Genomic DNA, 12,473 nt, shown 5'->3' with positions numbered 1-12,473 from the left:
AGCACGTCCGACAGCGAGGGACGAGCACGCGGGGGGAGCGGCACACGGCAGCCGCAGCTCGGGCCTGTGGAGGGCTCCCTGGGAGGTAGCGGTGCCAGCGGGCAGGACCCTGGCACCGGGGAGCAAGCTGCACCCCGCCAGTCGCACACCGCCTCTTTCCAGGCTCTCACTCATACGCTCGTAGCGCTTTCGTGAGCGCATCCTGGTGCTGGGCTCCGTCCACCTCCACCATCGCGAGCCACGCGGGGATGCGCCACAGCTCGCGCCGCTCGGCGAAGCCCGGGTCCACCGGGGCGAGTTCCCGGTAGCCGTGGAAGAATTCCTCCGGCACCGGCGCGAAGAAGTCGATGTAGGCCAACTCCAACTCGGGGTGGCCGTAGTAGACGGCGGGGTCGAGCAGCACCGGCCCCGCTGGCGTGCTCAGGAAGTTGTTCTGGTGGGCATCGCCGTGCAGCAGGGCCGGCACGACGGGTGGGCCGCAAAGCTCGGGGAGCCGGTCGCCCAATCGCTCGACACGCGCCGCCACGTCTGGCGGCAGGTGACCCGAGGTGACCGCGGCTCGCAGGCGCGGCACGAGCCGGCGCTCACGGAAGAAATCAGCCCACCCCTCGAGCGGCGTGTTGTCCTGAAACAGGCGGCCCCAGTAGGCGTGCGTTTCGAACCCGAACCGCTCCCCCTTCACTCTGTGGAGCCGCGCCAGGGCTCGCCCCATCTGCCGCCAGTGCTCGGGGGTCCGCTCCACGACATCCACCGCCTCCAGCACCAGCAGTGCCTCGTCGCCGACCTGCACGATGCCGAGGCCTGTCGGGGTGAGCACTCCGGCGCGCTCGGTCAACGTGCGCAGTCCGGAGAGCTCCCGGTTGAACTGATCCCGCGCGAGCTCACCGACCCCCAGCTTCACGAAGATGGAGAACGTGTCGTCGGACAGGAGCGCGGCCGGGTGCGAGGCCGCATCGCTCCGGTCCTGCACACCGAGCACCCGCCACGTCCGGCCGAGAAAGGCCGACACGTGCCGCTCCAGGGGAATCCGCACCTCATCCCGTAGCAGGCGTTCCGAATGGCCCCCTGGCATTGGTACTCCCCCGGAAAAACAAAAGGCCCCAGGTTCCGGAGAACCTGAGGCCCTGAAGAGTGGAGGCGGCGGGAATCGAACCCGACGCCGGAGGCTTCCGGCCAGAGCGCTCCAGAGAGGTCGAGAGCGGTTTTCGTAGGAGCTCCAGCCGGTTACACCGTCCCCTGCCCCACGCCGAGCTGTGTTGCGTGACGGGCGTCCTTGCGCCCAAGGACTTCCTCTTCGAGATGCGCAAGGTGAAGTGAGCCGCGCCTCCCTCTCCTCCGTGAGGGGGCCGGGGGGAGGGGGAGCGCGCACCTCCTCCTCTCTTCATGGGAGAGGGGTGGGCGCTGGCCCCCCGCGTGGCCAAAATTGTGGCGAAAGGGGCTTCTCCCCATGGCCACACTCGCTCCTCCTCCTCCAGCTTCGGGCGTCCTTGCGCACGGTCTGCCAGCCGGTACGCGTGCACCCGAGCTGGACCTTCCATCCACCCCTGATGGGCGACGGGTCAAGCTCTCGGACCAGAAGGGCTCCCCCGCCGTCCTCGTCTTCTACCCGGGGGACTTCACCCCCGTCTGCACCAACGAGCTGGGGCTCTTCAACGAGCTGATGCCCGTGTTCGGCCAGTTCGGCGCGAAGGTGTTCGGCATCTCGTGCGACTCCCTCTGGAGCCACATCGCCTTCGCCAAGGAGCTCCACATCCAGATTCCGCTCCTCTCTGACTTCCATCCGAAGGGAGAGGTCTCGCGCCGCTACAACGTCTACCGGGAGGACGTCGGCATCTGCGAGCGGGCGCTCTACGTCATCGACGGCAAGGGCGTCATCTACTGGAGCTACGTCTCGCCCATCGAGCTCAACCCCGGCGCGGACGGCGTCATCGACGCGCTCGAGCGGCTGACCGGCAAGCAGATGGAGTTCCCCACCTTCCAGCCACAGCAGCAGCCACCTCAGCCGGAGGCCCGGACATGAGCAGACTTCGCAGAGGCGTGGACGCCAATGACTGGGCGAAGGGACCGGCCGATGCCCTCGTCACCCTCCTGGAGTACGGCGACTTCGAGTGTCCCTTCTGTGGGCGCGCCTTCTGGGAGCAGAAGCGGCTCGAGAGCGCTGTTGGAGACCGGGTCCGCCTCGTCTTCCGCCACTTCCCCCTCACCCAGCTCCACCCGCACGCGCTGCTGGCCGCGGAGGCCGCGGAGGCCGCCGGCGCGCAGGGAAGGTTCTGGGAGATGCACGACGTGCTCTTCCAGAACCAGCAGAACCTGGAGGCTCCCGCGCTGCTGACGTACGCGGCCGACCTGGGGCTCGACATGGGCCGCTTCACTCGCGACCTCCAGGAGCACCGCTCCCTGCCGAAGGTCCAGCGCGACTTCATCGAGGGCGTGCGCAGTGGCGTGAACGGCACCCCGACCTTCTTCATCAACGGGGAGCGCCACAACGGCGCCTACACGGCCGAGGCGCTGCTCGCCGCCATCGAGCAGCGGGTGGGGCCCGACATCGAGCCGATGACGGGGCTTCCCTGGGAAGGCGACCGCGTGCCGCGCATGGGCCGGCCCCAGTCGCGCATGCATGTAGGGGGCACACGGGCCCCGTGATGGCATCGCGACGAGAGTCATCGGGGGCGAGCGCGAGCGTGAAGCGCGCGGACCAGCGGTACATGGGCCGCAGCTCCCCGGGAGCCGACGTCCAGTTCGTCGGCTCCCGGGGCAGCTACGTCCAGGGGGCGGACGGGCGCCGCTACGTGGACTTCATCGCCGGCTGGTGCGTGGGCAACCTCGGCTGGGACGTGCGGGAAATCCGCGCGCGCCTGCGCCGCTTCGACGGCCCCGACTACGTCCACCCCTCCTACCTGTATGGGCCGTGGACGGAGCTGGCGCAGCAGCTAGCGGACATCACCCCGGGCCGCCTGCAGAGGAGCTACCGGGCCACCGGTGGCACCGAGGCGGTGGAGATTGCCCTCCAGCTGGCCATGGCCTCCACCGGCCGCTCGAAGTTCGTGTCCATCGAGGACAGCTACCACGGCAACTCCCTGGGCACGATGAGCGTGGGCGCCTCCGAGTACCGGGAGGACCTGCCCAACCTGCTGCGCGGCTGCCTCAAGGTGAAGCGCCCCCTGGACGCCAACGCGGTGGACCGGGTGGAGCGGCTCCTGCGCAAGCGGGACGTCGCCGCCTTCATCATGGAGCCCATCATCTGCAACCTGGGCGCGCTCGTCCCCGACGCGCAGTTCATGCGTGGCCTCCAGCGTCTGTGCCGCCGCTACGGGACGCTGCTCATCCTCGATGAGGTGGCCACGGGCTTCGGACGCACGGGCCGTCTCTTTGCCACCGAGCTCTTCGGCCTCGCGCCGGACATCCTGACGCTGGCCAAGGCCATCACCGGCGGGCATGCGGGCATGGGCGCCACCGTCGCCACCGAGCGAGTCGCCAGGGCGGCCGAGGGAAAGGTCAACGTCTATTCCACGTACGGCTGGCACCCGCTCAGCGTGGAGGCGGCGCTCGCCAACCTCGCGTACCTGCGCGCGCACCAGACGCACCTGCTGAAGAACGTGGCGGAGCGCAGCGAGGACTTCCGCTCCCGGCTCCACCAGATGGACTTCGGCTCCCCCGTGGACATCCGCGTCACCGGCCTCGCCATCGGTCTGGAGTTCGAGGATGGGGCCTACGCCGGTGCGCTGGCCGACCGCTGCCGCAAGGCGGGGCTCCTCCTCGGCATCGACGACGACACCCTCACCCTCTTCCCCGCGCTCACCATCTCCAGGAGGACCGTGCACGAGGGACTGGACATCCTCGAGCGCTGTCTCTGACGGACGCACATGCCTGGCTGGCTGGAACAGACAAGTGGCTTCCTGCTGCTCGCGCTGGTGCTGCTGGACGTGTTCCTCACCGTGCTCTACGCGCGGCTGGGCACGGGAATCCTGGCGCCACGGATTTCACGGATGGTCTGGCGGCTCTTCCTCTGGGCGTCCCGGCCCCTGGGCAGGCAGCGTCGCGTCGCCATGTCCTTCTGCGGGCCCGTCATCGTCGGGGTGCTGGTGGTGACGTGGGCCCTGGGGCTGACGCTCGGAACGGCACTGGTCATCCACCCGGTGCTCGGCACGGCGGTCCGCGCCAACAGCGGACCGACTCCCACCGACTTCCTCACCGCCATGTACGTCGGCGCCAGCAGCGTCTCCATCGTGGGGGGCGGCAACTTCTCCCCGCAGACGGGGGCCTTCAAGTTCTTCTTCCTGTTCAACTCGCTGCTAGGCTTGTCGGTGCTGTCGCTCACGCTGACGTACCTGATGCAAATCTACTCCGCGCTCCAGCGACGCAACGCGCTCGGGCTCCGCGTCTACCTCTTCTCCGCGCAGCGCGAGGACGCCGCGGAGCTCATCGCCCGGCTCGGCCCGCGGGGGCAGTTCCAAAGCGGCTACTCCAACCTGTCGGAGTTGTCCGGCGCGGTCGCCGAGATGAAGGAGACCCACCACTTCTACCCGGTGCTCTTCTACTTCCGCTTCCCCGTGACGTACTACTCGGTGTCCTCCATCAGCACGGTGAGCCTGGACGCCGTGTCGCTCATCCTCAGCGCGCTGGACGAGCGGGAGTGTGGCTGGCTGCAGGAGTCGGGCGCGGTGGCGGAGCTGTGGGCGGCGTCCAGGCTCGCCATCACCTCCCTGGCTGCGACCTTCCTGTCGGGGGGCGCTGCCCATCCGCGGCCGCCGAGCGCGGAGGAGAAGGAGCGCTGGCGCCGGCGCTACCGCGTCGCGCTCCGCCGGCTGCAGCAGGCCGGCATCCGGACCGTCGCGGACGAGCAGGCGGGGGCCCGTCACTACGTCGCGCTGCGCGCAGAGTGGGACGACGTGGTGGGGCAACTCGCGTCCGCCCTGGCCTACACGCGGGAGGAAATCGACCCGGCGGGCACGCACCCGGAGCGAATGGTGAAGGGGCCCCCGCCGACGACGGAGCTGGCGCGCGAGCCCTTCCCGGAGGGACCCCAGGAGGGCCCCGGTCCCCTGCACTAGTCCGCAGGCAGCAGACGTCAGCGCAGGCCCTGCAGTGCGTCGGTTACCCTTCCGCCGCGCGGCCAGCTCCCTCGGTGGGGCGGGTTGTCCTGACGTGCGCTCCTGCCAAGGCTTGTCGAGGACCACTGCAACGCCAGGTACAGGGGGACACCATGAAGGCACTCGTCTACGAGGGACCGCGCAAGGTCAGTGTGAAAGAAGTGCCGGACGCGAAGATTGAGCGGCCCACCGATGTGGTGGTGCGCATTCGCAGTACCAACATCTGCGGCTCCGACCTGCACATGTACGAAGGCCGCACCGACATGGAGTCGGGCCGGGTGCTCGGGCACGAGAACCTCGGAGAGGTGGTCGAGGTCGGCTCGGCGGTGGACAAGCTGAAGGTGGGCGACTGGGTGGCCGTTCCCTTCAACGTCAGCTGTGGCCACTGCGAGAACTGCGAGCACGGCCTGACCGCCTTCTGCCTCAACGCCAACCCGTCGGGGACGGCCGGCGCCGCCTACGGCTTCGCCGACATGGGGCCCTACAACGGCGGGCAGGCCGAGTACCTGCGCGTGCCCTGGGCCGACTTCAACTGCCTGCGGCTGCCGGAGGACGCCGAGGAGAAGCAGCTCGACTACGTGATGCTCGCCGACATCTTCCCCACCGGCTACCACGTCACCGAGCTCGCCGGGCTCATGCCGGGCGAATCCGTCGTCATCTTCGGTGGAGGGCCCGTGGGACAGATGGCCGCGCTCTCCGCCACCATCAAGAGCGCGAGCAAGGTGATGGTCGTCGACAGCCATCCGGACCGGCTCGCTCTCTGCGAGAAGATTGGCGCCATCCCCATCGACTACTCGAAGGTGGACCCCGTCGAGCGGGTGAAGGAGCTCACCAACGGCAAGGGCGCCGACCGCGGCTGCGAGTGCGTGGGCTACCAGGCGCACGACCCGCAGGGGAGGGAGCACCCCAACCTGACGATGAACAACCTGGTGAAGGCGGTGAAGTTCACCGGCGGCATCGGCGTGGTGGGCGTCTTCATCCCCAATGACCCCGGCGGCCTGGACCCCTTGGCCAAGCAGGGTGAAATCGTCTTCGACTGGGGCATGCTCTGGTTCAAGGGGCAGCGCGTGGCGACCGGCCAGTGCAACGTGAAGGCCTACAACCGCCAGCTGCGCGAGCTCATCCACCTGGACAAGGTGAAGCCCTCGTGGATCGTCTCGCACACGCTCCCGCTCGACAAGGCGCCGGACGGCTACCTGCACTTCGACAAGCGCGACAGGGGCTGGACCAAGGTCGTCCTGCAGCCGGCCGCATGAGCCGGCGCGAAAGCGGGGGAAGGGAGCCCAAGCACGGGCGCCCCAACAAGCCCATGCCCCCGGTCTACGGCACATCCGTCGGGTTGAAGGGCGTCTCGGGCATCATCCGCAGGATTGCCTACCGCTACCCGGACCACAAACACGGCCCTGAAGGGGGACTCCGCACCATGGCCAACCTTTGTCAGCTCTGCCAGCAACGCCCCGCGACGACCCAGGTGACGCGCATCATCGGCAACCGGAGGACCGTCGAGGAGCTGTGTGACGTGTGCGCCAGCCAGCGCTCGCGCTTCGGGCGCATGGGGCTGGGCACGTCACTGTTCGACCAGTTCTTCAGCGGCTTCGACGAAGAGGACTTCGGGGGCCTGCGCGGAACACCCGAGGCCATCCGGCAGCCGGTGGAGCGCTATGACATCACCGAGGCCTTCTCGGAGGACACCCGCCGGTGCTCACCTCGGCCTTCGAGGCCGCGCAGAAGGCGGGCGCACCCGCCATCGACACCGAGCATCTCCTGGTGGCCATCGCATGGGACCCGCACGGCCAGGAGGTGCTCACCCGCCTGAAGATGGACCCGGCCCGGGTGGCCCAGCGCGCCGAGGCGGAGATGCGAAAGGGCAAGCGGCCCATGGAGCGGCCCGAGCTGTCGCCCCACGCCAAGCGTGCGTTGGAGCTCGCCTACGAGGAGGCCTACGCGCTCGGCCACTCCTATGTGGGACCGGAGCACGTGCTGCTGGGCCTGCTGCAGGAGGGCGAGGGGACGGCGTCGGAAATCCTGCGGGAGCTGGGCGTCAAGCACCAGGACGCGCGCGAGACCGTCACGGAGGCGCTCGCCCCGGGCGCGCAGAAGAAGCGGTCGGACACGCCCACCCTGGACGAGTACTGCCGGGACCTGACGGAGCTGGCCTCCGAAGGTAAGCTGGACCCGGTGGTGGGACGGGCGAACGAAATCGAGACCACGCTGGAAATCCTCTCCCGCCGCACGAAGAACAACCCCTGCCTCATCGGCGAGCCGGGCGTGGGCAAGACGGCCATCGCGGAGGGCATCGCCCAGCGCATCGCCTCCGAGTCCGTGCCCGACACCCTGCGCAACAAGCGCGTCCTGCAGCTGGACCTCTCCGCACTGCTGGCGGGCAGCAAGTACCGCGGCGAGTTCGAGGAGCGGCTCAAGAAGGTGATGGACGAGGTGAAGGGCCACAGCGAGGAGATCATCCTCCTCATCGACGAGGTGCACACCCTCGTGGGGGCGGGCGCCGCCGAGGGTGCCATGGACGCCGGCAACATGCTCAAGCCGGCCCTGGCCCGCGGGGAGCTGCACGTCATCGGGGCCACCACCCTGAACGAGTACCGCAAGAACATCGAGAAGGACGCCGCGCTCGAGCGCCGCTTCCAGCCGGTGCTGGTCCCCGAGCCCACCCCGGAGCAGGCCATCGAGATCCTCGAGGGCCTCAAGGATCGCTACGAGTCGCACCACCGCGTGCGCATCTCGGAGGCGTCCATCGTGGCCGCGGTGGAGTTGTCGGACCGCTACATCCAGGGACGCTTCCTGCCGGACAAGGCCATCGACCTGGTGGACCAGGCCGCGGCGCGCGTGCGGCTGAGGCAGTCCGCACGCCCCGAGCGGCTGACGAACGCCGAGCAGGAGGTGGCCCGGGTCAAGCGCACGCTCGACGAGGCGCGTGACCGCAAGGACAAGAAGCGGACCCAGGAGTTCGAGGGGAAGCTGAAGGCGGCCGAGAGCGAGGTGGAGCAGGCCCAGAAGGAGTGGCGCTCGAAGAAGGCCGAGGAGACGCCGGAGGTGACGGACAGGGACATCGCCGAGGTGCTCTCGCGCATGACGGGCATCCCCGTGACGCAGATGACCGAGGACGAGCGCAAGAAGCTCATGTACCTCGAGCAGCGGCTGCACGAGCGCGTCATCGGCCAGGACGAGGCCATCCGTGTGCTCTCGCAGGCCATCCGCCGGGCGAGGGCCGGGCTGAAGGACCCGAACAAGCCCATCGGTTCCTTCCTCTTCCTGGGCCCCACGGGCGTCGGCAAGACGGAGCTGGCCAAGGCCCTGGCCGAGTTGATGTTCGGGGACGAGAAGGCGCTCATCCGCTTCGACATGAGCGAGTACATGGAGAAGCACACCGTGAGCCGGCTGGTGGGCGCCCCTCCAGGCTACGTCGGCTACGAGGAGGGCGGTCAGCTGACCGAGGCCGTGCGGCGCCGCCCCTACTCGGTGCTCCTGTTCGACGAGGTCGAGAAGGCCCACCCTGACGTGTTCCACATCCTGCTGCAGGTCCTCGACGACGGGCGGCTCACCGACGCCCAGGGCAAGGTGGTGAGCTTCAAAAACGCGGTCATCATCGGCACGAGCAACCTCGGCTCCAAGATCATCCAGGAGGCGACCGAGCGCAAGGAGCCGCAGGACCGCATCCGCGAGCGGGTGATGTCCGTGCTGAAGGGGCACTTCCCGCCGGAGTTCCTCAACCGCATCGACGAGGCGGTGATGTTCGAGCCTCTCAACCGCGCACAGCTCCGTGAGATCGTCAACCTGATGCTCGAGAGGACGCGGCGCCTGCTCCACGGGCAGGCCATCCAGATGGAGGTGACGCGCGCCGGCATCGACGCGCTGCTGGAGCGTGGGTGGGACCCCACCTACGGGGCCCGGCCGATGCGGCGCGAGATCCAGCGCTCCATCGAGGGCCCCATCTCCGAGTCCCTCATCAGCGGCAAGCTGCGCGAGAACAGCCGGGTGCGCGTCGACTTCCGCGAGGGTGGGTTCAAGTTCGAGGAGGTGGAGGCCGTGGAGGAGCGGGCGGAGCGGCCCGCCGCGGAGAAGCAGCCTTCAGCGGTCCACTGAGAAACCCGGCGTCGGACGGTCAGGGGGGCGAGAGGACGCTACCAGGGGGACGGGCATGCCCTTCGTTCAGCAGGCGCTCATCCCCTTGGTGCGGCGGTCGTCGGCTATCTCGTGGCGGGGTGGTGATTGGTCCCTGGGGGCTGGGGCTGTTCACCCAGCCGGAGACCATCCTCCACGTGGCCGAGCTGGGCGTGGTGCTGCTCCTGTTCCCCCAAGCGGGGGTAGAGCCGAAGCCGCAAGAGGCGAGCCCCGCGCCTGAGGCAGCAGCGAAGGCGGAAGCAAAGAAGGAGCGGACGCCGCGAGTGGATTGGGCCGGGCTGCTCCGCAGGACGTTCGCGTTGGACGTGTTCGCCTCTCCGCGGTGTGCATGCAGGCGAACGGTGCTGGCGTATGTGACGGCCCCCTCTGGGGTGCGCTCGACATGGGAGCACCTGGGACTTCCCTCTCAGGCTCTGAAGCGGGCCCCGGCCCGGGGACCATCCCAGCAGGGGGGACCAAGCTGGTGAAGCCCTTCACGCCGCAGCAGTACCGCGAGATGCGCTGAGGGGGACGGAGCTCCGTTCCGTCTACTCCGCCCATCAGACGATGTCCTCTCCTGCCAGTGGAGGGAACACCCCAGCGCGCCACGCCACACTTGCTACAGCCGTTGGAGCGGATGCCTCAATCCCCTGGGCCCTCCTCGGCCTCTTCCTCGTACCCCTCTGCCATGGAAAGAGGATAGAGGGCCCGGTGGTTGATATTGGGGTGATACGCCGCGAGGAAGAACTCCCCCGCGATCGTCACCCACACCCGCCGGGACGGGTTGGGTTGGCTCCTCAGCCAGGCTTCCGCCTCCTCACGAGTGGCGAATTCCGCGGCGGCAACGGGTGGCTCAACCCGTTTGAGCCACGCGAGGTAGCGCTCGAGATCACGATTCCACGGCAGGCGGCGAAAATCCGTTTCGCGCTCATAAACCACATCATGGTATCGGCCGCCGATCAGGATATCGGCGAAGGCGGGCGGAGCCGGGTGATTCTCGAGCCAGGCTTCTGCTTCCTCCTGCGATTCAAACGAAGCAACTACAAATGGGGGGGCATGGAATTCGACATGCTCGACGAAATCACCAAAGGCCGAGTACTGCCTGGTCGAAGAGATGAAGCGAAACGCATCGAGGATGAGCTGGATTGAAGCCTGCTCTCCAGCGGCCGTGGGTTCATCGAGCAGCTTTCCGAAATAGCGCTCTGTCTGGATCAAGAGTTCGCGCAGTTCCTGGGGGCCATCTTCGGCAGAGCTCTGTACGGCGCGATGCCCATCATCCAATCGAAAATCCGCGAAGGGGTACCATTGGCCAGTGGCTGAGATGAAGTCCAATACGTCCCGTGCGAGGCGGAGAATTCGCTCCTGCTCGGGAGACTGCCTCTCGCGCCAACGCCGCCCGATCACCTGCTGTGCATCCGAAAGGACGAGGGGATTCATGAATGTGCCGTCAGATCGAAGTCCTTGATGGGCTTCCATGAATGCGCCGTCTGCCCATCCGAGGCCCTTTCGATGATGAGAACGTATCTGCCCAGATCGAGCGCACCGGTAGGGCCTGGGATTGTGTGCCGACGAGTAGCACTACAGGAAAGAAGCAGCAGGCAGAGACTCGAAGCCAGGAGCCTCCCCGAAATTGAGGTCACCATCCGGGCACGATACCTCGCACCGCACAGGAGAAAAGGTGATTTCGCCCTCACCGCCTCGGTCTCCACGGGCACCAGCGCACCAGGCTTGTCCACTCGCTGATCCGCCACCACCACCTGCCCGGCAAGGATGAGCGCCTGGGCCTTGGTACGGGACTCCGCGAGCCCCCGCTCCACCACCAGTACGTCCAACCGCTCCTTGCGCGGCTTCACGGCACACCTCCCTCGGAGAGCAGAGCCAGGGCAGCACGCCGCAAGCCCGCGGCATCCAGGCCCAGCTCCGCCCGCTGCACGCGCGCATCCCCGTGGGGCACGAACGCATCCGGCATGCCCAGCAGCTTCACCCGAGCGCCCACGCCCTTCGCGACTCGCCGCGCACGAGCTTTCCAGGCTCTCACTCATACGCTCGTAGCGCTTTCGTGAGCGCATCCTGGTGCTGGGCTCCGTCCACCTCCACCATCGCGAGCCACGCGGGGATGCGCCACAGCTCGCGCCGCTCGGCGAAGCCCGGGTCCACCGGGGCGAGCTCCCGGTAGCCGTGGAAGAATTCCTCCGGCACCGGCGCGAAGAAGTCGATGTAGGCCAACTCCAACTCGGGGTGGCCGTAGTAGACGGCGGGATCGAGCAGCACCGGCCCCGCTGGCGTGCTCAGGAAGTTGTTCTGGTGGGCATCGCCGTGCAGCAGGGCCGGCACAACGGGTGGGCCGCAAAGCTCGGGGAGCCGGTCGCCCAATCGCTCGACATGCGCCGCCACGTCCGGCGGCAGGTGACCCGAAGCGATCGCGGCTCGCAGGCGCGGCACCAGCCGGCGCTCACGGAAGAAATCGACCCACCCCTCGAGCGGCGTGTTGTCCTGAAACAGGCTGCCCCAGTAGGCGTGCGTTTCGAACCCGAACCGTTCCCCCTTCACACCGTGGAGCCGCGCCAGGGCTCGCCCCATCTGCCGCCAGTGCTCGGGGGTCCGCTCCACGACATCTACCGCCTCCAGCACCCGCTCCGGTCCTGCACACCGAGCACCCGCCACGCCCTGCCGAGACAGGCCGACACGTGTCGCTCCAAGGGAATCCGCAGCGAATCCCGTAGCAGGCGTTCCGAACCGTGCCCTGGCATCGGTGCTCCCTTCCCCCGGAAAAACAAAAGGCCCCAGGTTCCGGAGAACCTGAGGCCCTGAAGAGTGGAGGCGGCGGGAATCGAACCCGCCGCCGGAGGCATTCGGCGAGAGCATTCCAGAACGTTTGAGGGTGGTTTTCGTAGGAGTTCCAGCCGCTTACGCCGCCCCCTGCCCCATGCCGAGCTGTGTTGAGAGCGCTCCAGCGCGGGTCTGCTGTAGCAATGTAGCAAGGCACGTCACAGCGGCCCTGGAGGCCCTGGAAGGGGGCAATCCGGCGCGAGCTGCGACCCTCCTACGCCTCTTGCTCTCGTAGGCCCCGAACCCCACCAGCAGGCAGGGGCTCCACGGAGGTCCGTGGGAGGCGGACAGTAGCGTGTGCCCTGGCGAGGTGTGGCTGGGGAGGGGCGGGTGGAGGAGCGCGGGTGGGCGTACCGGCGGAGGCGGCCGGAGGGGACGGTGCTGTACGAGGCGGTGAGGGACAACCTGGCCACGCTGCTGGAGGAGGCGAGCGAGGTG

9 protein-coding genes and 2 pseudogenes are annotated in these 12,473 nt (G+C 68.2%); 6 read left to right on the top strand and 5 right to left on the bottom strand.

What is annotated here, in order from left to right; genetic code table 11:
- Window positions 1-166: 166 nt before the first annotated feature.
- The gene (locus tag DAT35_RS29145) at window positions 167-1,009 is read right to left on the bottom strand and encodes a fructosamine kinase family protein (RefSeq protein WP_158501918.1); all 843 of its coding nucleotides are present in this window, start codon (window positions 1,007-1,009) and stop codon (window positions 167-169) included.
- A 438-nt stretch (window positions 1,010-1,447) separates the two neighbouring features.
- Between DAT35_RS29145 and DAT35_RS29135 the strand changes: the two genes are divergently transcribed.
- The 6 genes and pseudogenes from DAT35_RS29135 (at window position 1,448) to DAT35_RS29110 (ending at window position 9,188) form a co-directional block, all read left to right on the top strand.
- A complete protein-coding gene (locus DAT35_RS29135; RefSeq protein WP_108071049.1) occupies window positions 1,448-2,020 on the top strand; it encodes a redoxin domain-containing protein in 573 nt (190 codons plus the stop codon).
- Window positions 2,017-2,643, top strand: a complete 627-nt coding sequence (locus DAT35_RS29130) for a DsbA family protein (RefSeq protein WP_108071047.1) — start codon at window positions 2,017-2,019, stop codon at window positions 2,641-2,643. The genes DAT35_RS29135 and DAT35_RS29130 overlap by 4 nt, the downstream gene beginning before the upstream one ends.
- Window positions 2,643-3,854, top strand: coding sequence for an aspartate aminotransferase family protein (locus tag DAT35_RS29125; RefSeq protein WP_233261775.1), 1,212 nt, complete (start codon window positions 2,643-2,645; stop codon window positions 3,852-3,854). The genes DAT35_RS29130 and DAT35_RS29125 overlap by 1 nt, the downstream gene beginning before the upstream one ends.
- A gap of 9 nt (window positions 3,855-3,863) precedes the next feature.
- The gene (locus DAT35_RS29120) at window positions 3,864-5,051 is read left to right on the top strand and encodes a hypothetical protein (RefSeq protein WP_199243028.1); all 1,188 of its coding nucleotides are present in this window, start codon (window positions 3,864-3,866) and stop codon (window positions 5,049-5,051) included.
- 152 nt (window positions 5,052-5,203) lie between these two features.
- Window positions 5,204-6,346: a glutathione-independent formaldehyde dehydrogenase gene (locus tag DAT35_RS29115; RefSeq protein ID WP_108071043.1), complete on the top strand. Its 1,143-nt coding sequence runs from the start codon at window positions 5,204-5,206 to the stop codon at window positions 6,344-6,346.
- Window positions 6,347-6,513: 167 nt separating this feature from the next.
- A pseudogene (locus DAT35_RS29110) lies at window positions 6,514-9,188 on the top strand (AAA family ATPase).
- Window positions 9,189-9,848: 660 nt separating this feature from the next.
- Here DAT35_RS29110 and DAT35_RS29095 read toward each other — a convergent pair.
- From DAT35_RS29095 to DAT35_RS29080, 4 genes and pseudogenes are all read right to left on the bottom strand, one after another.
- Window positions 9,849-10,643, bottom strand: a complete 795-nt coding sequence (locus DAT35_RS29095) for a hypothetical protein (protein ID WP_108071041.1) — start codon at window positions 10,641-10,643, stop codon at window positions 9,849-9,851.
- Window positions 10,644-10,908: 265 nt separating this feature from the next.
- Window positions 10,909-11,059, bottom strand: a pseudogene (locus DAT35_RS29090) (S4 domain-containing protein); the annotation flags it as partial.
- Entirely contained in the window at window positions 11,056-11,244 is a 189-nt protein-coding gene (locus tag DAT35_RS29085; protein ID WP_108071038.1) for a hypothetical protein, read from the bottom strand. The pseudogene DAT35_RS29090 and the gene DAT35_RS29085, both read right to left, overlap by 4 nt.
- Entirely contained in the window at window positions 11,241-12,071 is an 831-nt protein-coding gene (locus DAT35_RS29080) for a fructosamine kinase family protein (protein ID WP_108071036.1), read from the bottom strand. Before DAT35_RS29080 ends, DAT35_RS29085 begins: the two co-directional genes overlap by 4 nt.
- Between the last annotated feature and the right edge of the window lie 402 nt (window positions 12,072-12,473).

This window comes from Vitiosangium sp. GDMCC 1.1324, from assembly GCF_003044305.1.
Classification (GTDB): domain Bacteria; phylum Myxococcota; class Myxococcia; order Myxococcales; family Myxococcaceae; genus Archangium.
The sequence above is the reverse complement of the archived record's forward strand: the minus strand, read 5'-3'. Positions and strand labels throughout refer to the sequence as shown.